This is a genomic window from Cyanobacterium sp. HL-69, assembly GCA_002813895.1.
Lineage (GTDB): Bacteria > Cyanobacteriota > Cyanobacteriia > Cyanobacteriales > Cyanobacteriaceae > Cyanobacterium.
Genome location: CP024912.1, coordinates 1,903,053 through 1,924,927 on the forward strand (window position 1 = coordinate 1,903,053; position 21,875 = coordinate 1,924,927).

The 21,875-nt window shown below is 39.4% G+C and carries 19 protein-coding genes; 9 read left to right on the forward strand and 10 right to left on the reverse strand.

Translation table 11 applies throughout. From position 1 onward, the window contains the following. Window positions 1-140: 140 nt before the first annotated feature. A complete protein-coding gene (locus AA637_RS08730; RefSeq protein ID WP_446682426.1) occupies window positions 141-491 on the reverse strand; it encodes a TMEM165/GDT1 family protein in 351 nt (116 codons plus the stop codon). A gap of 205 nt (window positions 492-696) precedes the next feature. On the opposite strand from AA637_RS08730, the gene AA637_RS08735 reads away from it, so the two are divergent. The 4 genes from AA637_RS08735 to AA637_RS08750 all read left to right on the forward strand — a co-directional run bounded on the left by AA637_RS08735 (window position 697) and on the right by AA637_RS08750 (window position 3,040). Further along, a complete protein-coding gene (locus AA637_RS08735) occupies window positions 697-1,356 on the forward strand; it encodes a pentapeptide repeat-containing protein (RefSeq protein WP_446682427.1) in 660 nt (219 codons plus the stop codon). A 32-nt stretch (window positions 1,357-1,388) separates the two neighbouring features. Next, entirely contained in the window at window positions 1,389-1,712 is a 324-nt protein-coding gene (locus AA637_RS08740) for a 2Fe-2S iron-sulfur cluster-binding protein (RefSeq protein WP_069791455.1), read from the forward strand. Window positions 1,713-1,791: 79 nt separating this feature from the next. Then, entirely contained in the window at window positions 1,792-2,529 is a 738-nt protein-coding gene (locus AA637_RS08745) for a cytochrome c biogenesis protein CcdA (RefSeq protein WP_446682428.1), read from the forward strand. A 73-nt stretch (window positions 2,530-2,602) separates the two neighbouring features. Further along, window positions 2,603-3,040, forward strand: a complete 438-nt coding sequence (locus tag AA637_RS08750; protein WP_069791453.1) for a hypothetical protein — start codon at window positions 2,603-2,605, stop codon at window positions 3,038-3,040. Between the two features lie 67 nt (window positions 3,041-3,107). Here AA637_RS08750 and AA637_RS08755 read toward each other — a convergent pair whose 3' ends face one another. The 4 genes from AA637_RS08755 to AA637_RS08770 form a co-directional block, all read right to left on the reverse strand. Continuing rightward, the gene (locus tag AA637_RS08755) at window positions 3,108-5,669 is read right to left on the reverse strand and encodes a hypothetical protein (protein ID WP_446682429.1); all 2,562 of its coding nucleotides are present in this window, start codon (window positions 5,667-5,669) and stop codon (window positions 3,108-3,110) included. Window positions 5,670-5,701: 32 nt separating this feature from the next. After that, window positions 5,702-6,811, reverse strand: a complete 1,110-nt coding sequence (locus tag AA637_RS08760) for a PulJ/GspJ family protein (protein ID WP_446682430.1) — start codon at window positions 6,809-6,811, stop codon at window positions 5,702-5,704. Further along, window positions 6,738-7,211, reverse strand: a complete 474-nt coding sequence (locus AA637_RS08765; RefSeq protein WP_446682431.1) for a type IV pilus modification PilV family protein — start codon at window positions 7,209-7,211, stop codon at window positions 6,738-6,740. The genes AA637_RS08760 and AA637_RS08765 overlap by 74 nt, the downstream gene beginning before the upstream one ends. Before the next feature lie 111 nt (window positions 7,212-7,322). Further along, window positions 7,323-8,093 (reverse strand): pilus assembly FimT family protein, encoded by a 771-nt coding sequence (locus AA637_RS08770; RefSeq protein ID WP_446682432.1) that lies wholly within the window; start codon window positions 8,091-8,093, stop codon window positions 7,323-7,325. 677 nt (window positions 8,094-8,770) lie between these two features. Between AA637_RS08770 and AA637_RS08775 the strand changes: the two genes are divergently transcribed. Next, window positions 8,771-10,795, forward strand: coding sequence for a DICT sensory domain-containing protein (locus AA637_RS08775; protein ID WP_069791449.1), 2,025 nt, complete (start codon window positions 8,771-8,773; stop codon window positions 10,793-10,795). 83 nt (window positions 10,796-10,878) lie between these two features. Beyond that, window positions 10,879-11,880, forward strand: coding sequence for an L-lactate dehydrogenase (locus tag AA637_RS08780; protein ID WP_446682433.1), 1,002 nt, complete (start codon window positions 10,879-10,881; stop codon window positions 11,878-11,880). A gap of 152 nt (window positions 11,881-12,032) precedes the next feature. Here AA637_RS08780 and AA637_RS08785 read toward each other — a convergent pair whose 3' ends face one another. Together AA637_RS08785 and AA637_RS08790 are read right to left on the reverse strand one after the other, a co-directional pair. After that, entirely contained in the window at window positions 12,033-12,734 is a 702-nt protein-coding gene (locus tag AA637_RS08785) for a PEP-CTERM sorting domain-containing protein (protein ID WP_446682434.1), read from the reverse strand. Window positions 12,735-13,019: 285 nt separating this feature from the next. Next, window positions 13,020-13,769, reverse strand: coding sequence for a class I SAM-dependent methyltransferase (locus AA637_RS08790; protein ID WP_446682435.1), 750 nt, complete (start codon window positions 13,767-13,769; stop codon window positions 13,020-13,022). A 65-nt stretch (window positions 13,770-13,834) separates the two neighbouring features. On the opposite strand from AA637_RS08790, the gene AA637_RS08795 reads away from it, so the two are divergent. Beyond that, entirely contained in the window at window positions 13,835-14,146 is a 312-nt protein-coding gene (locus AA637_RS08795) for a cupin domain-containing protein (protein WP_446682436.1), read from the forward strand. A gap of 77 nt (window positions 14,147-14,223) precedes the next feature. Here the strand turns inward: AA637_RS08795 and AA637_RS08800 are convergent, their stop codons facing one another. After that, entirely contained in the window at window positions 14,224-15,288 is a 1,065-nt protein-coding gene (locus AA637_RS08800; RefSeq protein WP_446682437.1) for a WD40 repeat domain-containing protein, read from the reverse strand. Between the two features lie 136 nt (window positions 15,289-15,424). On the opposite strand from AA637_RS08800, the gene AA637_RS08805 reads away from it, so the two are divergent. Further along, window positions 15,425-17,941: a sugar phosphate nucleotidyltransferase gene (locus AA637_RS08805; RefSeq protein WP_446682438.1), complete on the forward strand. Its 2,517-nt coding sequence runs from the start codon at window positions 15,425-15,427 to the stop codon at window positions 17,939-17,941. 10 nt (window positions 17,942-17,951) lie between these two features. On the opposite strand, the gene AA637_RS08810 is transcribed toward AA637_RS08805, so the two are convergent. Then, a complete protein-coding gene (locus tag AA637_RS08810; protein ID WP_446682439.1) occupies window positions 17,952-19,316 on the reverse strand; it encodes a CHAT domain-containing protein in 1,365 nt (454 codons plus the stop codon). Between the two features lie 353 nt (window positions 19,317-19,669). On the opposite strand from AA637_RS08810, the gene AA637_RS08815 reads away from it, so the two are divergent. After that, window positions 19,670-21,127: a YifB family Mg chelatase-like AAA ATPase gene (locus AA637_RS08815; protein WP_446682440.1), complete on the forward strand. Its 1,458-nt coding sequence runs from the start codon at window positions 19,670-19,672 to the stop codon at window positions 21,125-21,127. Between the two features lie 3 nt (window positions 21,128-21,130). Here AA637_RS08815 and AA637_RS08820 read toward each other — a convergent pair whose 3' ends face one another. Then, the gene (locus AA637_RS08820; protein WP_446682441.1) at window positions 21,131-21,859 is read right to left on the reverse strand and encodes a M48 family metallopeptidase; all 729 of its coding nucleotides are present in this window, start codon (window positions 21,857-21,859) and stop codon (window positions 21,131-21,133) included. Window positions 21,860-21,875 lie beyond the last annotated feature (16 nt).

Genomic DNA, 21,875 nt, shown 5'->3' on the forward strand with positions numbered 1-21,875 from the left:
TTAAGATGGTAAAAACGTTGGATGTTCATATTGTGTTTGTACACGTACTGGGTAGGGGGCTAGGAGTTGGGCAAGGGGCTTAAGCCCCTTGTTAAAATTTACAGATAAAACTTAACTTGTAAATGAGTGCGTAACGTCAGTTAATAATTAATAACATCCATAATTAATGATCCTGCTACCAATAACAGTAATAGAGAAAGGGATAAATCGAGAATTTTTGGTGTTAGTCTTTTCGATAGCCAGTAACCTAATAAAACTCCTACTAAACTCGTGGCGATTAGTGCTAATGCAGCACCAACAAAAACAATCCAAGGGGATGAGGATTGGGCAGATAATAAAAGAGTAGCTAACTGGGTTTTATCCCCCATTTCAGCAAATAAAATAGTTAAAAAAGTAGAGCTAAAAACTTTCCAAAAACTCCACTTTTGAATATTTTTTTTCTCGGCGAGGGCTTCTATCTCTTTTACTTCTTGTTCTAGTTCTACTGACATTATTTTAGATAATCTTGATCCAGTAAATTATCTTAACATCAAAATTATCATATTTTTTTCATAATTTAAAGAGCGATCAGGCGTACCCTGCCATTTCATGATCGCACAGCGGCATTTCATGAACCCACTTTAGCAATAATTTGTCAAAAATCATTAATAAAAGTTAGGTTAGATAGGAAAAATTTGCCATATTTTAATAAATCATATGCGATACAAAATATCATCAACCCTCAAACACCCCAAAGGAATTTTTCGTAATATTTTTCTGTTGATTATGTCAGGCACTTTCTTGGGTTGTAGCCCTACTATTAATATAGGACAATCATCTGAGCCTGATTCCATGGAGCAACCATTGACAGAAAATAGTCAGCTTTCCCCAGAATCCCGTGAGCAACTGAATGTTAGTCGGGATGAAAATGCACTTTCCCAATTGTTAAGCACTAGAGAATGTGTCGGCTGTAACCTTGAGGGAGTAGATTTAGAAAAACTTGATCTTCGTAACGTTAATTTAGAAAATGCTAATTTAACAGGAGCAAAATTAGAAGAAGCGGATTTGAGTGAGGCTACCCTGCGCAATGCTATTTTAATTCGGGCGGATTTAGATGAGGCAATTTTGACTGAAGCCGATTTAACGGATGTAGATTTAACAGGTGCTGATTTAGAAGATGCTAACTTGACGGGGGCAAATTTGAGCGGTGCTAATTTGACAGTAGCTGATTTGGATAATGCTATTTTAAATAATGCTAATTTGCAAAATGCTAATTTCACTCAAGCAGATTTGGAAGATGCTATTTTGACGGGTGCAAATACCACTGGAGCGAATTTTTCTGGTGCTGATTTAGAAGGGGTAATCGGGTTACAATAGTTATTTGTTAATTATTTTAATAATAAGTTTTTATGAGTAATATTTATAATGTAGAAGTCACCAATGAAGGTGAAACTTATACTTTTAAAGTAGCGGAAGATGAAGTTATTTTAACGGTGGCAGAAAGGGAAAATATACCTTTACCTAATTCTTGTAACGCGGGAGTTTGTACCACCTGTGCGGCTAAAATTATTAGTGGAGAGGTTGAACAAGGAGAGGGGATGGGGGTTTCTCCTGAGTTACAGGCAGAGGGTTATGCTTTGCTTTGTGTGGCTTATCCTCGCTCTGATTTAAAGATTATTGCAGGTAAGGAAGATGAAGTTTATGACCGTCAATTTGGCATGACTCAGAAATAATTAGGCTTTGCTGAATTATTTTCTTATTATCAATTAACGAAGGTGGGCATTGCCCACCCCACACATTTTTATTAACTTTATGAATTTTGAGTTAATTTCGGAAAAACTATATTATTTACAACAGTTTGCCAATGAGTTGGTTAATTCGCAACTAAGTCATCTGACGGTTTTTAGTGTAGGTATTATTTTGTTGACGGGGTTGTTAACCAGTCTTACTCCTTGTATGTTATCGATGTTGCCTTTAACTGTGGCTTATATTGGGGGTTATGAGTCTCGGGGTAGATGGTCTAGTTTTTTTCAGTCGATTTATTTTGCTTTTGGTTTGGCTACTACTCTGGCGGTTTTGGGAGTGGGGGCGGCAGTTTTTGGCAAGATTTATGGACAAATTGGTATTGGTTTACCTATCTTGGTAAGTGCGATCGCCATTATAATGGGTTTAAACCTATTAGAGATTATCCCTCTAAAACTCCCTAATTGGGGTAACACCGACTGGATAAAAGACAACTTTCCTGATAGTTTACGCTCATATCTTCTAGGAGTAACCTTCGGTTTAGTGGCATCTCCCTGTAGTACCCCTGTTCTAATCACCCTTCTGGCTTACATTGCCAACACTCAAAACATTTTATTAGGGACTATTTTTCTGTTGAGTTATGCCATTGGTTATGTATCTCCCCTCATCTTGGCAGGAACATTTACAGGTACCCTCAAAAAATTACTTAGTTTACGAATAATTACCCAGTGGATAAATCCCCTTAGCGGTGCCATTTTACTCGGTTTTGGAGTTATCTCTTTAGCTTCTCGGTTATCATTTCTCTAAACACCTGACCATTAATAGATTTTCGTTAAATTTGGTTTAGAATTGTCAAAATATATATTAGGAAAATTAACCCATGGAATATGTAAATATTTTTGAAAAAATAGAAGGGGATTTATCTCAGCGTGTCAAAGACTTACAAAAAAAACAACAGGAATTATTAGAACAAAAAAAATTTCTCACCGAAGCAAAGCAAAAAATCCATGGTTTTTTGAGTGATGCCAACGAAATCAGACAAGTATTAGAATTCCATCCCAGTTTAGTAGAAGTAGTCAGAGAGGAGTTAGACAAAATATTTGCCGTCAATTCTCCTTCCCATAACCTCAAACTACCCAACACAAACCCCAGAAAAACCAGCCCCAATAATCCCCTACCCCAAAGTAAGGAAGTAGAGGTAAATTTACCTACAGAGGGAATGAAAAAAACAAAAGAGCCAGAAAAAATACAATTTTTCCCCTACGTGAACATGGAAGGGAAAACCACTCGCCCCCCCGAATCAAAAGACAAAGAATAATCTTTTATTCTCCATTACCAGAATTTACCCTAACAAGGGGTTTAAACCCCTTGCCAAACATAAATAATTATTGATCGAAGCTACGGAAGAAGGAATCCTGTTTGAGATAAACAAACTGGGGGGTAAGAGGGGGAAGATTACGAGGATTATTAAAACTTTGATCATAATCCCATTCTCGATTGGGTGCAGCATAAAAATTCCCACCTTGTTGACCACTTACTCGCAAGGGTGGCGAAATATTAACAAAAGAACCACGATAACGAAGTGGAACTCCTCCCCAATCTTCTAAAAAGCGAGGGTAATTTTCTAAGCCCCCATTATAATAAGAACTATTACTAATGTCATTTCCTGCTAGAAAACCTGCGTTAATAACAGTTTCTTGAGCTTTACCTAATTTTTTACTATTATTTTTAGGGGTTTCATCACAATTTCGAGCGTCTCCACGATGATTGACACCCATATCATCATTTAAACAAGTATTTGATAAAACATTCAAGGAATCAGAGAGTATCGATGACGGTTGTTTATTTCTAGTGTTGTAATTACCTTGAAGATATACTGCCTGATCACTCGCAAAAGTTAAGCCCGTGGGGTCATCCTTATTAAATGAATTAGCAAAGCCTAACCCCGGCAACTGATCCCCTTCAATAACTGCAAAACCATAACGACTTTGATTAGTTGCTGCGTTAGAATAGGTAGTAGGATTAATAGTTGCGTGAAATACTAAGCCACCATCAGAAATATCCCGAGCGGCCATCCCTAGGCGCTGAAAAGAATTATTTGGTGCAGAGCTATCTTCGGGGGCTGTTTTATATAAAAGTTGATTAGTTGATGCTAGGTTAGAACCATTAAGATATTGTCCTTCAAAGTTCCACGCCACCATACTTTTCATATTTAACTGTAAAATTCGCATATCTCGTCCTTCCCGTTGATTACGAAAACGAAAATCAGTATTATGATTTTCAGAATCTCTACCAATATCAATTAAGGGCGCTGGAATAAAACAACGTTGAACAACGTCCCCACCATCACTTTCCCGGTAAGGTAAAGAAGCAATTTCGTTGGGAGTCAGGGAATTTAATTTCGCTATCATACTAACTTGAGCGGAAGCAGGAATATTGGGGATATTTAATCCTGTAAAGGTCAACCCGGGGATTCCTCCCGTTTTGTCTAAATTAGAAAATAAAAGAGGTGCTTTCCTTTCCTGAACCCTAGTAACCAAAATATCGTGAGCAAACTCGGCAATGTCTCTTTGTTGTTCCCAAGTTAAATTTTCCCATGTATTTTGAAAGGCTGGTGTACCAAGGTTAGGTTCAATTTTACCACTTTTAATATCATAGTCATGGGGTGCTGTACAGATATTATAATTGGGGTTTTGAGCAACGGTAAAATCATCGCTACCACGATTTGTATCGTTGATAGTGATAAAGTTTTCTCCACTAGAAGAAATACTAGCTAATTTTGAAGAAACTAAAATAGGTTGGCGCAAACTTCTACGCTGAGCTTCTGTTAGAGATATTGCAGTTGGGCTACTGATAAGATTACCGTTACTGTCTGTACGATTAATAACTTGAATAGAAAAAGGTACATTCTCTTCGTATTTCGCAACACTACTAGCTGTAGGGGTGTAATTAATGCGAATATCTGCTTTTTCAAAATATTCCCCTGTACTGTCTAAAATATCAGGGGTAGGAATGGAAATAGGATCTGTGCCAACTTGAACTTGTGTGCCAAATGCACTAGCAATTTTAACGGGATCCATCGGATTTTTTGTGCCACTTGTATTTCCTGTACCAGCTTTCACTAATTCAATCCACTGAGTATTATTAGCATTTCTAATTCTCACCCTTTCGGAAGGATAGGTATCATTATTACTTTGACGACGGCTAAATATATTTCCAGCAACAGTCACTTGACCATTAATATTTAATTGATTATTTGCCCCTAAGTATAAACTGCCATCGGTGTGGATGGGCCCATTTAGGTTCATGGTAGGACCAGGTAAGATTTCGAGATCATTTTTATAAAAAGCGGCAAACTGAAACATGGGAATTTCCCTTGCCCTTACGTCCATCTGTAAGATTGCGGAGGCTTGGTTCGCATCAGCACCTTCTTTTAATCCTAGGGCGTATAATGAGTAAAGGCTTTCGCTCATGCTGAGGTTTTGAAAGCGATCGCCCCTTGGTACAATACCTTCAGTTCTGTCCCCTTCTATAACATAGGTTGCACCAATATAGGGAGTTCTATTTTCTGCACTAGCAGATAAAGTGATGGTTTCACAAGCCAAATCTCCAGTACCTTTTGAGCCCACCTGAGCAACACAATCATCCAAATCCTGTGGTGAAGTGCCAGAAGGTACTTGACGGTTAAGAAATATTTGTCTTATATCCTGCGCCCTTTGATTTAGGGCTGCTTCTGCGGCAAAAAAACCACTACTACTATCTACCGTGCTGTCGGTGGAAACATTTTGGATACGGTTAGAACGTCCATAAACAGCCAATAAACCTGTTAAGGCAACAATTGTCCCCACGGCAATAACTAGCACATAACCAGCATCAGTGGAATTTTTTACAGCCTTTAGTTTAAGTAAGAAATAAAGGATAGAAAAAGGGCGATTATTACTATTCATGATTTTAAATAAAGGTAAAATAACAACAAAAATTAAAAGCTAAAGACATTTCGAGGGAAAAATCTTTCCGTCAAAACTAAATCTTCTTCCGTCAAACTACTACGTCTCAGCTCTTCCTCTTCTGGAGCAAGGGTAGTTATCATTTCAATGTATTGAATATTTGCCCAGGAGTATGACACTTCATCGGGTAAACATTCATCATCCCCAGGGGGAATTACCCTACATTCATAAGTTGTATCTTCAGTCACATCCTCAATAAGACTAACTACCACTTCAAAATTAGCGATATTTTCAGCTAAAGTCAGAGTGTCATAATCATCAACATTACTTAAATCACCATCAACAATCTCTTGAGGAGGATCAACTATTAATTTAAGAGCGCCAGTGTCTTCCCCATCTTTACGATGTAAGAAGTAGGTGCGCTGTTCAACAATATGAATTCTTCCAGTTCCATTTTTGCTGTAGTCATGTTGCCAAGTGTGGGTATTAGTTTCCATAAAGGCCTTGGAGGAATCGTAGGTTTCATCCGTATAGTCGAAGATCTCATAATTTTCCGAGCCATCGTAGATATAAGCCCTTGCAGAGCCACCACTCTTAACCCTGTTATCTCGAAATATTTTTAATATATCGGGCCACCCATCGGGGGTATTTCTTGGTAAATTATCCACAAAACTACATCCTCCCAAGTCTGGATCAGTGGTATCCATCACCGTAATATCATCTGTTGTTCCTGCATCAATATCAGCACAAATAGGTAGTGATGCTGAAACAAGAGCTTTTGTGATGGTTATGACTGAAGATTTATCATTGGTTCCGGGTATATTCGTTTGAACAACGCTTACCGCTTCAAAGTTGGGATCATCCGTTAAACCCTGACCTATTTGTAAAATATCTGGACCAATGAGGGAAGAAACTCCCGTCAAGGATTGATTAACAGAACTACGGGATTGATCTCGTACAAAACTTTGGCGATATACATCGAAGCCAGAAAACGCTACCCCCACCACCAACCCTGAAATGGCAATGGAAGCCAACATTTCAATAATACTAATGCCTCTTTCCGAATTACTAGTTCGCAGCAGGTGGCGGAATAACACGGGTAAAGGCTGTTTGAACGGTGTGTATTGGTTCTGTTTGTCCATTTCTTTTTATCTGTATTACAATGTGTCTAAGATCAGTGTTGTTGTCGCTAGTGCTACATCCTGTGACGTTAAAATCTTCATCAATATTAGGCTTTGTGGTACAAATGTAGGTAGTGGCATCATATTCATAGCCCAGTTTATCTAGCCCCGTTTGTAGTTGCCCATCAATAGGGGCGATCGCCCTTCTCGACCTAACTTCATCTAATAAATCCCGAGCCAAGGACGTTGCCCCAAGCCTGACTTTTGAAGTCGTATTTTCGTTTTGTAGTACCACCAATAAAGGAAAATTGAGCAGTATAGCAAAAGATAATAAAAACATCGATACCGTGGCTTCTAGGAGAGTAAAACCCCCCTCAGATTTAATCTTTTTTAGGTTTTTGTCATGGTGCAATCTATTCATCTGATTTGGTTTACTTGGGTGGATTAATTTTGCGCTTACAAATTAGCAATATTTTTTTATATAAAAACTTTATTTTTCTTAGATAGAGGAGTCACTCATAATGGTTTACCTTTATAATTCATTGGTTTCGGGCTTTGTGATTGCACCGCCCTTCAACACAAGAAGATCTAATTCTTCATCATTACTGGTATCGGAAATGGTGAGTTTTAAATCTTGATCTACCACCCCTTGGGCATCAAAAAGACGAGCAAAACCTCGACTATCAAAACACAAGCGCCATTCATTATTACTGACATTAGAGGCAATTTCCATGGGTTCATTAAAGGTTAAATCCTCCGTCAATAATGCCCCATCGGGCGCCCAGTTTTGTGCTAATTCCACCACTGCATCTTCAGGTTGGGTAGAGCCGATGGCTTGTCCAAGGGTAAGCAATGATGAGTTATCATCGATGGCAATTACCTGATTATCGGTGTCATCGCTACCAATTTTGAGTTTATCCCCCACACTAAAACCCCTTGTGGAAACCACTGGTATTTGTGTTTCATCACTCTCTACCGCCGCCGATAGGGCGCTGATGGCTTCGCATCCTTTGGTGGTGGCGGATTCTATTCTTAGAGCCGTACTAGGATTGTCGGGATCTGGTTCTATTCTGATGGCAGAGGTAGTGGCGATCGCCCGTGTGCGAGTTTGTTGCAAAATACCTTCTAACTGATACCCTGCATCATTTAATTTAGAAGTTTGCCCAAAAGGGTTGCTACCTATAGCCACAGCCCCCAAGATAGAAGCCATACCTATTGCTACCAATATCTCTGGCAGTGTATAACCTTGCTGTAGAGACTGGCTTCTCAATAGTTTTTTAACAATACCAGTTTTGATTTTCATAGCTTTTAATGTAGTAGGAAACAATAATTACACTGATGATTAATTTAAAATTATTATTTTATGTTTTATAGTAAGATGTTCAACATTATACCCTTTTTTTTGATTTTTATATCTACAATTAATAGCAAATTTTATGGGGACTTTTTAGTATCTTTAAACACCCTTAACAAAGATTCAGTATAGTTAAGTAAAAATACGCAAAGTTCGACAGAGCGTCAAACTTTGGGAGATAGTAAGACCCATGAAAAGTCTTTTATTGATGTTTAAAAAATAAAATATCAAGAAATAAAATAGTAATTACAACAATGAAAGTAAAGGAAGAAAAAGGCTAATTAAAGATAATGTTAGTTGCCATAAGATACTATTAAAACTGAACCATTGCATCTAAAAAAAATATTTAACCTCTTTATTTTCATACTTTGAACAAACATAAACTTTCCATGAAATTTGACTACAGGGTTTTTTCGTAAAAAAACTTAACATAAATTAGTCACAAAGCAATAACAACCCATCACCAAGTAATAGTAGGATAGAATCTAGTGCCATTAATTGTCACCTCAAGTGGATAGAGAGATTTACCAAAATTTTTAGGTAATGATGACCCGTAATTCATGACGGCTTTTCTATTGTTATTTCCGAACCAGAAATCAAAGCTGACCAAAAATTAAACAGATTCAATGAGCAACCCTAATTCTGTTGTCACAGATTTACTACAAGTTTTTCCCACGTGGCGAACTCAAATCTATTTCAAATCTTCCTTAACAGCACTATCTCACGCTATGGAAGATCAAGTTTTGGCAAATACAGAAGAAGCCTTGATTATAGCTAGTTTTCAGAAGGAAAGATTTTATCGCCAAGAGGCTCATCGTTATCGTCGCATCGGCAAAATTTCGCCCCATGTTTATGTTTTAGCCGCCCCAGAAACAGATTTTTCTAATACCACGGATGTTTACGAAAAAATAGCTTTTGATGAAGATGATGCCCTAACCAAAGAATGGCACTTGGTGGTAATTGGGGAAAACTACACAAGCTGTTTAATTTGTCGGGAGAAAACCCATTTACCCAAAACAGAGGCGGCGGAGATGTCTATGGATAATAGTCGTCGTTTTGAGGGAATCTGGACTTTTGATTCTGATGTTACCTTAGCCGCGGCATCGATACTTTTGGATAGAATTGCCAATTATCGTCCTGAGTTACAAGAAAAGGTGGAGAAGGCAAAAGAGCGTTATTGTCGTAAGGATAAAATGTCATCCACTGGGGTAGATTTTTTCCCCACAGAGGGGCAAATTAGTTCTCCGATTATAAATCCAGATCCTTTTGTACAGCGGTTGATTACTTATTTACAGTCGGGGCAGTACAAGTTAATCAAGGCAAACAATTTTTTGAGTACCAAGGAGAAAAAGGAAAGACTTTTAAATTCTGTTACCGATGCCATTCGTCGCTCGTTGAATCCAGAGGAGATTTTGCAGATGGCGGTGGATAAGTTGGGAGAAGGTTTAGGGGTGTGTCGTTGTTTGATTTATCGTTGTCAAGAGAGTGATTATAATGCGGAAATTAACCATGAGTTTTTGAGCGATGGGATAAAGTCTATTAAGGGGCAAACTTGGCCTTTGAAGCAAAATCCTTTGTTTCGGGAGGTGTTAAATTTACGGGAGTCCATTAGTATTGATGATGTGGAGTTGGATCCTCGTACTCAGGGTAAAACAAAGGTTTTAAAGAATTTAATTAGTAGTTGCTCTATTATTTCTTGGTTGATTGTACCAATTTTGTATCAGGGTCGTTTGTTGGGGGTGATGGAGTTACATCATTGTGATGATAAACCTATTAATTGGAAACCAGAGGATATTGCTTTGGTAAATGCGATCGCAACTCAGGTAGCCGTGGCACTAATTCAGGCAGAATCTTATACTAATTTAGAAGACCTTAATGAACAGCTAGAGGCGCTTGATCGCACCCGTTCCAACCTTGTAGCCATTACTGGTCATGAATTGCGTACTCCTCTATCTACTATTCAAATCTGCCTTGAGAGCCTTGCTAATGAGCCAGATATGCCAGAGGAATTAAAGCAAATTATGCTTAGTACCGCCCTTCAAGATGCCGAGAGAATGCGTAAACTGGTACAGGACTTTTTAACCCTTTCTCAACTAGAAAGTGGCAGGGTAGAGTGGAACCCAGAACCTTTGTCCCTAGAGGAATGCGTAGAGTTGTCCATCTCCCATATTCGCTCTCGACAAGACCAATCCATTATTCCTAGTATTGAAAATTTAGTACCTCAACAAATTCCCCTAGTGCAAGTAGATGGAGAGTGGTTAGTGGAAGTATTAAGCAAATTGCTGGATAATGCTTGTAAATTTTCCAATGGTAACGGACATATTCGTATTAGCGTGAAAGAGAAAGATCTTGCTAACTTAGAGGTTACTATATCCGATAATGGTAGAGGTATTGAACCCGATCGCCTTAATCAAGTATTTGATCGTTTTTACCAAGAAGAAGGCGCCCTAAGACGCTCTGCAGGAGGTACAGGATTGGGCTTGGCTATTTGTCGTCAAATTGTTAATAATTGGGGTGGAAAAATTTGGGCAGAATCTTCAGGAAAAAATCAGGGTAGCAAGTTTCATTTTACTATTCCTATTTTTGATGGAGCCGATTTTCCCCCTCCCAAGGTACAAAATAAGAGGTTAAAGTTAAGGGAACGCTATTAGTCGTATAAGAGAGAATAGGTCAGATAATATTAATTTAACTTTTACTATCTATCATTAATTATTCATTCTCAATTATTTCTGATATGTTTGATAAAATCTTAATTCCTAATCCCAGCGCCCAAGAATCTTCGTTTATTCGCCCCCGCAAAGGAGTTATTATCGGTTTAGGGCAGGTGGGTTTAGCCTGTGCCTATTCCTTATTAATTCAAGACTGCTTTGACGAGTTGGTATTACAGGACATTGCCACGGAAAAACTGGAAGGGGAAATCATGGATTTATCCCACGGAATGCCCTTTATTTCTCCCACGGACTTAAAATCGGGTACTGTTGTCCATGAGGGGAGAGATGCAGACATCGTCATTATTACCGCAGGGGTTGCCCAACGGCAAGGGGAAAGCCGTCTGAGTTTGGTGGAGCGTAATATTGCGATTTATAAAAATATTCTCGCTGATGTGGTGAAATACTGCCCTGATTCGATTATTTTGGTAGTGAGTAATCCTGTGGATATTATGACCCATGCCACTCTTAAAATTACAGGTTTTCCTAGCTCAAGGGTGATTGGCTCTGGTACAGTATTAGATACCGCTCGTTTTCGTTCTCTATTAGCTAAAAAAATGGGCATAGATGCTCGTAGTGTCCATGCTTATATTATCGGTGAACATGGCGACAGTGAAGTTCCTTTGTGGAGTATGGCTAATGTAGGAGGGGTGAAAATTGTGCCTAATGGTTGGGAAAACTTGGGTAATGATGAACAAGAGTTTTTAGCCAAAATTTATGATGATGTCAAAAATGCTGCCTATGAAATTATCCGTCGTAAGGGTAGCACTTCCTATGCTATTGGTTTAGCTACTACTGATATTGTAAAGGCGATCGTTAATTCTCAAGAACGTATTTTAACGGTCAGTGGTTTAATGAAGGGAATGTATGGCATTGATGATATTTGCTTGAGCATTCCTCGGGTTATCAATGAAAAAGGTATTTTACAAACTGTTAATTTAGCCCTTAGCCCCCACGAGGAAAAGTTATTACAAAACTCTGCCAATCTTTTGAAAGATATATTTCAACAGTTGAGCATTGATAACTAATAGTAGGAGTAAATATCTTATTAACTGATTTTACCCAGCTTGGATTAGTTATAGCTCATTCACCGTTTCTTGAAAAGCTTTATTTAATATAATAGATACATAGATACGACTTCTCAGAGCTAGAGTGGGCAATGCCCACCCTACTAAATAGACTATGCTTGTTGTTTCCGTTTTGAGCTACCTAAACCTAAGCCACCTATTGCTAATAAACCCAATATCGTCGCTGGTTCAGGAGTCTTTTGAGAATCGCCACCTGCTGTACTTGTACCCAAAGTAATATCATCAAAAATTATTTGATTAGCCGTACCGCCGAAATCAACAGATTTAGCAACACCACTAAAATTAACACCAAAGGGAACAAAGGGACTAAATGCTCCGTTGGGATCTGGGGCACCATTCGCGGGTGTTACTGGTAAGTTTAAACTAGCTAATAAGTTTCCTGTGCCATCAATGTCATCGTAAACATTAACCACTCCGGGATTATTGATTGCTGAATAAAAGAAAGAAAAACCAGTGGTAAATCCATCTAAAACGTTCATGATTGCTGCACCGCTCAGGAAATAGAGAGCAGTATCTGGACTAGGTTCACCTCCAAAATTTCCACCTCCACCAGCATCCGAATCTATAAGAGCTAAAGAACTTGAAGTAAATGTAATATTAAAATCAGGACCAGGTCCACTACCGTTACCTCCAAAACCGCCATTATAGAAATTATTGACAGGTTCATTATTCTGTAATCCCTCGAAGTCCAAGACAATGACTGCCGCTTGAGCCATTTCCATGGTTACTAAACTAAACATTGTTGTACTTGCAGCCGCTAAGGATAATTTAGCCAGTATTTTTGTTGTGTTCATTTTTGAAATTCTGCTGAAAATTTGGTTGTCAACAAATTATAGTTTATAAAGATAATAAATTTCTTTTTTCAGGTAACAAAAAACACACTTTACAGAATTTTTAAGAATTGGAGAAATAACTTTACGGAATCTTTATATTTGTTGGTATTGGGTCAACAATCTTCCATCGCCTCATAAGTGCTAGACCAATGGCGGGTTGGCTTATTTACCCTTCTTGTGTTTGGTTGATAGTTGCTTCTATTTTGGTGATTAGTATTTGGCAATTGAATGGAAAGGAGAAGATTTTTAGTTAACGGGTTTTTCAAAAACAATATAGTGTTGTTGGGGTAAAAATTGCTCTGTTGTCACCCATAATAAGCCCACTGCTTCCATTTCTTTTTTGACTTGTCTTTCTGTCATTTTATGGACTCCTTTGATAAGTATCAAGGGATTTTCTTTTCTATATTCTACTAATACAACCCTACCCTTGGGCTTGAGGGCTTTTACAATTCCTTCCATCATTTCTCTAGGGTGAGTAAATTCGTGGTAAGCATCTACCATGAGGACAAAATCAATGGATTCTTTTTTTAGGTTGGGGGATTTTTCTGTGCCTAATACAGGTTGCACTGGCAATTGAGGGTTTTCTTGACTAAGAAATTCGATGATGTTTAACATTTTGGGTTGCACATCTACAGCAAAAACTTTGCCTTGGGGTACTTGTTGGGCGAGACGAAAGCTAAAATATCCTGAGCCTGCGCCAATGTCGGCAATGTTATCGGTAGGCTGAAGATGGAGGGCGGAGATGACGGCGCTGGGTTTTTCTTGATTTTCTCGATTAGGGCGCTCTAACCATAAAAATTCTTGATGCCCCATGACTTTGGCGATTTCTCTGCCAAGGTAAAATTTTCCGATGCCGTCTTTGTTATGGAGGGCTTGGTATTGATAAAATTGGTTGTTTTTTCCTTGAGTTGGTTGGTAGGTGAGGGAGGAGGCGAATAATACGGAGGTAAAAATTAGGATGCTTATGGTAAGGATGATGTTTTTAAAAGATGACATTGTTTAAGTTTTGGGGGGGAATTTTTGCTATTATCTCAAAGGTTGGGAATAATGGTTGATAGCTTATGATGGCGAAAGTTCAAAATTTGTTTGATAATCTCCCTTTTTTGGTGGATGGGGAGGATTTTTCTGAGTTATTACGGTGTGAAAATGTGGTGGTAGAGAGGATTGTAAGTAGCGATCGCCCTTACCATAAGATATATAATCAAGATCACCATGAATGGATAATCTTGATAGAAGGGGAAACCCAATTAAAAATCAGAGATGACTTCATCAATTTAAAGGCTGGAGATTATCTTTTCATTGCAGCCCAAACCCCCCACCAAGTAATCAAAACATCCCCTAATTGTATCTGGTTAGCAATACATATTTACTAACTAGGTATTAGGGGTTAGGTGTAATAGTTAAACTTCAGTTTGTTTTATCTCCTCATCACCTTCTCCCCCATGGTTAATTAGGCAAAACCTTTGCCTTTTTTCTCTTCTTGTTGTTGCCAAATGATAACTTTACCATGGCGACTTCCCGCCACAAGTTTTGTACCGTCGGGGTGCCATGCGATCGCACTAAAACCGTCATTTTCTATGATAAATCTTTGTTGTATGCTTCTATTTTCATTCCAAAAGAATAACACTCCCTCATCATCCGCCGAAACAAAGGAAAAATCTTGGGGGTGAAACATTAAACTCTCGATAATGCCATCATGGGCTTGTAAAGGTAAAGAAGCCCAACCATCATTATCATCTTCGGCTTTTTTCCATAAAATGACACCATTAAAACAAGAAATAGCTAATAAAGGGGCAAAATCGGCTGAGGAAGTAGACCAAGTAATATTACGAATTTTGCCCCCAAATCCTGATAAATGCCAAGTTTCGAGATTTTCCCAACACCATATCCAAACACTATTATCAAAACAATTTCCAGCCAAATAATTACCGTCCCCAGACCAACCGATTTTACTACAAGCCCCCTGCATTTCGGCAATGAAAGGATCTTCATCCCAATCAGAAGCCGTCCAAATATGAATGCCGCCATTTCCTGCCATGGCCAAATATTCCCCCGTAGGATGCCATTGTAAATCTAATACCGAAGAATCAGGAAAAGGTAAAGTAGCTATTATTTGATTGTTTTGTGCATCCCATACTTGAACATAATGACCAAAACTAAAGGCGAGGATGGGTTGGGAAGGATGCCAATGTACATTCTCAATCCACTGTTTAGGAAACTCAAACATTTCCACCAAATTGACTTCAGGATTTACTTGCCACACCCTTAATTTTCCATCCAGAGTACCTACGGCGAGTAATTCTCCTTGGGGAGAAAATGCCACACAACCCACGGGGTGTTCATTGGTTTCGGAAGCATCCAAAAGGGTTTCTACAGCATCATTTTTTGTCCTTTTTACCATTACTTCTCCTCGGGCAGAGGCGATCGCCAAGTCACCATTTATAGACCAACTCACGGCCATGATGTACTCATCCAAAGATTTCTGCCATTGTTTCTTGTACTTTGTTTTACTCATAAAAAATTGAATTAGTGATTATTATTAAAAATAAATTAAAGTTAACTTATTAATTAATGGAATTGTTCATTGTGGATTAATAAATGTTAGGCTAAAAACTAACCATACCATTTTGACAAAATAGAAGGGAGAATTTATGCGAGCGGTTTTAATGGCGGGAGGCTCAGGCACTCGATTGCGTCCTTTAACCTGTGATTTACCTAAGCCCATGGTACCAGTGTTAAACCGCCCCATTGCCGAGCATATCCTTAATTTACTTAAGCGTAACAGCATCACCGAAGTGATTGCCACCCTTCATTATCTTCCTGATGTGATGCGAGATTATTTTCAAGATGGTAGCGAATTTGGGGTAGAAATGACCTATGCGGTGGAAGAAGAGCAACCCCTTGGCACCGCTGGATGTGTGAAAAATTTAGAAGAATTATTACAAGAGACATTTTTGGTCATTAGCGGAGATAGTATTACTGATTTTGATCTCCAAAAGGCGATCGCCTTTCACCGTGAAAAACAATCAAAAGCCACCCTTGTATTAACCCGTGTCCCCAATCCCATCGAATTTGGCGTAGTCATCACCGACAAAGAAGACAGAATTCAAAGATTTCTCGAAAAACCCTCCAGTAGCGAAATTTTCTCCGACACCGTCAACACAGGCACCTATATCCTCGAACCAGAAGTTTTAAAATATCTCCCCAAAAACGAAGAATCAGACTTTTCCCAAGACTTATTTCCCCTTCTCCTCGAAATCGGCGCCCCCATGTATGGATACGTAGCCGAGGGTTATTGGTGCGATGTGGGACACCTCGAAGCCTATCGTGAATCCCAGTACGATGCGATCGACAAAAAAGTATTAGTGGATTTTGCTTACCGTGAAATAGAATACGGCATTTGGATGGGAGAAAATACCTATATCGATCCCACCGCCATCATCGAAGCCCCCGTCCTCATCGGTAACAACTGCCGTATCGGCGCCCGTACCAGAATAGAAGGAAGTACAGTAATCGGCGATAACGTCACCATCGGCAACGACGTAGAATTAAACCGCCCCATCATCGGTAACGGTGTCACCATCGGCGATGAATGTTCCCTTTCCGCCTGTGTCGTGGCAAGGGGTACCAGAATGGATAGACGAGTACAAATCGCTGAAGGGGTAGTCGTGGGTGCATTATGTAACATCGGCGAAGAATCCCAAATCAACATCGGAGTGAGAATTTGGCCTCAAAAAAGAATCGAATCAGGAGCAACACTCAATATCAACTTAATTTGGGGCAATATAGCCCACCGTAACCTATTCAGTCAAAGGGGAGTAACAGGACTTGCCAACATCGACATTACCCCAGAATTTGCCGTCAAACTAGGGGCGGCCTACGGTTCAACCCTTAAACATGGCTCATCGGTGGTAGTATCAAGGGATCAAAGGAGCGTATCAAGGATGGTAAGTCGCTCCCTCATTGCAGGATTGATGTCTGTGGGCATTGACATTCAAAACCTAGAATCTACCGCCATTCCCATCTCCCGTACCATGACACCCAAATTAGGAGTGCAAGGGGGAGTCCATGTGCGCCTACACCCAGAGCGCCATGAGGATATGTTAATTGAATTTTTTGATGAAAAAGGTATTAACATTCCCAAACCCAAAGAAAAAAAAATTGAAGGGGCTTATTTCAAAGAAGACTTAAGAAGAGTCCATAGTATTGACATTGGCGATATGTCTTACCCTTCCCAAATTATTGAAACCTACCGCAAAACCTTCGAGACACAGTTGGATGTAGAAGCTATTCACACTAGCAATACCAAAATTGTGATTGACTATGTTTACTCCGTCTCAGGGGCTATATTACCTCAGATATTAGGTAAATTTAGTTGTGATGCGGTGGTATTAAATGCTAGTTTGCGACAAAGAGCTATTTCTACCGAAGAAAGGGAAGTTTTATTGGTGCAATTGGGTCATGTAGTGGAAGCCCTCAAAGCTAATTTTGGGGTACAGGTTTCTGCCAATGGAGAATTATTTATTTTAGTAGATGAATCGGGTTTACAAATTCGAGGGGAAGAATTAACAGCCCTGATGGTGAATACTATTCTCACGGCCAACCCAAGGGGGACAGTAGTTGTCCCCGTAAATACATCTAGTGCGGTGGAACAAATTGCCAGACGCCATGATGGCAGGGTGATTCGTACCAAAGTTAATCCCACAGCGCTTATGGAAGCAACCCAAAATAATCCTAATGTGGTGTTGGGGGGTAGTGGAGATATGGGCTTTATTTTTCCCCACCTTCATCCTGGTTTTGATGCTATGTTTTCCATTGCCAAACTCATTGAGATGTTGACGGTGCAAGAGCGCTCTCTAACCCAGGTAAGAACGGAATTACCAAAGGTGTGTCACAAATCCCAGTCTCTCCGTTGCCCTCTCAAAACGAAGGGGGCGCTAATGCGTTATTTAGTGGAAACAGAATCTCCTGAAGCATTGGAATTGATTGACGGGGTAAAAATTGTTGAGCCTCATTCTGATAACTGGGTGTTGATTCTCCCTGATGCGGGAGAGTCTTTGGTTCATATTTACACTAATAGTGATAGTAAGGAATGGGCTGATAAATACTCCCAAATTTACCGCTCTAAAATACAAAAGTTTATCATTACTCAGCAGGTAAATGATTGATTAGGGTTTATTACCAAGGACTACCGATAATGGTAAAAGGAGCCCAATAAAAGGGATGGGATAAGTCTTCGTCACCGAATTGTGTGGATATAGATGGTAGAGATAAGTTACCTCTGGTGCTTCGGAGTTGTCCATCAGCTATATATACTTGACGATTAATCATAGATACTTGGGTATCTCTTAGGGCATCGGATTTGAGTAACAAATCGGTTTTAGTTTCATAGGATTTGAGATGTTGATAAAATTCACTCATGAGGGCTAAAGTACCCGCATCACTTACCTGCCAGTAACTGCCTAATGCCGATCGCACCCCAGATTGTACTGCTAAACCTCCAAAACCCAATTCTGCCTCCGCATCCCCCATGGCTGTCTCACAAGCACTTAGGGTTAAAAGGGATACGGGGGGGCTATGCCAATTTAAATCTCTGATGTCTGTAAGGGTTAAGGGGCGATCGGACAATTGAATAAAAGAGTCAGCAGGATCTCCAGGTTGAAATTTAGCATGGGTGGCTAAATGAATTATTTCATAAGGGTTTTGCTCTCTTTGAGTTCTCAAATTTTCGAGGGTAAATAGATTTTCGGTCATTTTTACCCCATCCCAAGGCGCTGGAACAATGTTATTAATTTCAAGGGTTACTCCAGGTAAGGGACTAAGAAATTCAAAATTAGACATTCCCATGGCCAAAATTTGGATTTCATCTTGATTTTTTCGACTTATATCAAGGTTGGTTAGGGCAAAAGAAGGCACCATGGAGATGCTATATTTTTCCACTAAAAAATTAGTACCATCGGAAAAAGCCGCAAAAGGAATACTTCTTAATCTAGGCCCTACACAAATAATTAGGGTATCGATATTTTCTTGTTGTAACTGGGTTTCGAGGGGTTTTATTATCCATTGGTACAATTTTTGAGCAGAAGCGCTTGAAGTTGAGGATTGTTGAGATAAGAATGGTTTTGTAATATAGTTAGTATATTGATCAATTACAGTATCGATCTCTAAGGCATTAACATCTGAAAATCTTTTCCCCACTGGTTTATTTTCGGCGGTAATCATGGCTAATTCTAAGGCTTCAGGATATGACCATACCCAGATAGCCGCAGCATTTTTTCCTGTCTCTTGTTTTAGGGTTTTTAATTGGGTAGCTACTTGCTCAATTTGTACAGGTTCATCGGTAAAGTTAGTACGAAAAAAATTCTGATAGTCTTCTTTACAATCTTCATCTATTTTGATTATTTCTTGTGACCAATCTATCCTATGGTCAATATCATCCATGGCAATGAGATTATTATTACTCCATTGACTACTAAAAAAAAGAATTGATAAGCAAGTAAGAATAAAGGTAAAAAAGTAAACTATTTTTCTTTTATTAAACATAATTTTAATTTTTTATGGAGATCATTAATTTCCAGATTATCTATTTTAAAGGTACTGTGATAATTATTTTTATATTATTTTAGTTAAGGTGAGGAGTGGAAAATTAAAAATTATGAGAACATTTAAAACCCTAAATGTATATTGCAATTTAATAAAAATTCTTACTATTATTAAACAAAGCTATTTTTTTACTTAACATTATAAATGGTTCTTTATTCACTAATTGTGTGTGAAAATGTTACCACAATTTAATGTTCATTATTCCTTATTTAAAGTTTTATCAATAGAATCTTTATTTTTCATCCTAAAAGTAACTAAAATATGGTGAAGATAATCTAGGAGAAATACTTGATATGTTAGCCAGGGTATGGAGCGCTACGGTGGTGGGCTTACCTGATGCGGCGGTGCAGGAGTCGAGGGAGAGGGTGAAGGCAGCCATCAGAAATTCTGGGTTTGCGTTTCCTATGCGCAAGGTGACGATTAATCTTACCCCTGCTGATTTGAGAAAGGAAGGCCCTAGCTTTGATTTACCTATTAGTGTTGGTATTTTAGCGGCCTCTGAACAAATTGATCCTCTTTTGTTGGGGGATTATCTTTTTTTGGGGGAGATGTCTTTGGATGGTAGTTTACGCCCCATCGCAGGGGTTTTACCCATGGCAGCGGTGGCAGTGAAGTTGGGCTTTAAGGGGATAGTTTTACCCAAAGCAAATGCTCAGGAAGCAGCGGTGGTGCAAGGTTTGGAGGTGTATGGTTTAAATAATTTGGATGAGGTTGCCCAGTTTTTGCAAGAGCCTGAGAAATTTAGTGCCACAAGGGTAAATATAGGGGAAGATTTCGAGCCTCTTTTTGCTTTGATGGATAATTTGAAGGATGTGAAGGGGCAAAACCATGCCCGTAGAGCTTTGGAAATTGCGGCAGCAGGGGGACATAATTTGATTTTTGTGGGGCCTCCTGGGTCAGGAAAAACTATGTTAGCACGGCGTTTACCGAGCATCTTACCGCCCCTAAGTTTTGGGGAGGCGTTGGAAGTTTCTCAGGTTTATTCGGTGGCAGGATTGTTAAAAAATAGTGGTTCTTTGGTGCGATCGCGCCCTTTCCGTAGTCCTCACCATTCGGCTAGTGGGGCATCCTTGGTGGGGGGTGGTAGTTATCCTAAACCGGGGGAAATTTCTTTGTCTCATCATGGGGTGTTATTTTTGGATGAGTTGACGGAGTTTAAAAGGAATGTATTAGAGTTTTTACGGCAACCCCTAGAAGATGGTTTTGTAACTATTTCCCGTGCCCGTCAGTCGGTGGAGTTTCCTGCCCAGTTTACCCTGGTGGCGAGTACCAATCCTTGCCCTTGCGGTTATTATGGGGATTCTATTCAGCCCTGTAGTTGTTCGCCCCGTCAAAGGGAGCAATATTGGGCGAAGTTATCGGGGCCTTTGTTGGATAGGATAGATTTACAGGTGGTGGTTAGTCGTCTGAAGCCAGAGGAAATGACCAGTCAACCCCAAGGGGAAAATTCGGAGTCAGTGAGGGAGAGGGTAAAAAAAGCAAGGGCGATCGCCCAAGAGCGCTTTAAAGAAACTAAAATTAGTAGTAATGCTCAAATGCAATCCAAACATCTACGGGAACATTGTGTATTAGACGAAACTTGTCGTACCTTGTTAGAAAATGCCATCCGTAAACTAGGACTTTCCGCAAGGGCCATGGATCGAATTTTGAAGGTATCTCGCACCATCGCCGACTTAGCAGGAGATACCGATTTACAAAGTTATCACCTTGCCGAAGCTATCCAATATCGTACCATCGACAGAATGCAATAAGACTTAATTATCTCTATTAGGAGGTAAACTATTGAGCATTTCTTGGTATTCTCGCCATGGGGGCAAAAAAGTATCCATGAGGGCGACAAATTTTTTACCATGATTGGCTTCTAGTAGGTGCGTCATTTCATGGACAACGACATATTCTAAGCATATTTTTTGTCTCTTTGCTAGTTCAGTATTAAGGCGAATATTGCCATGGGTAACATTACAACTGCCCCATTTTGTCTTCATTTGTTGGACAAAAAACCTGTTTACTTTTACTCCCATGATGGGTTGCCATTTTTCGATGAGGGGGGGAATAGCTTGTTTTAACTGCTCTCGATACCATTGCGCCATGATAGCTTGTTTTGTAAGGCGATCGCGCTGTGCCACTTCGTGATCGCACTCAGGAGGTATTTGTAATAAAATAGTTTTATGGCCGAGAGTTACCCTAGGTGCGTTATTTGATTCCATAATTTTCAGTAAATAACCCTCCCCCCAAAGATAATGGGTTTCCTCATCGATGTAGTGACGAGGTGCTTCCCTTGTGCGAGATTGTATGGCTTTTTGTTGTTTTTTTATCCATGGCAACTTTTTGAGGGCAAACATTCTTATGGTTTCCAGTGTCATGGTTTCTGGGGCGCAGATTAATATCTCTCCTTCGGGAGGGCGCACTTTGAGATACATATTTTTGATTTTTTTGCGCTCAAGGGCGATCGCAATGTCACCAACCTTAATACTTTTTTTCATCAAACTTTAATCATAT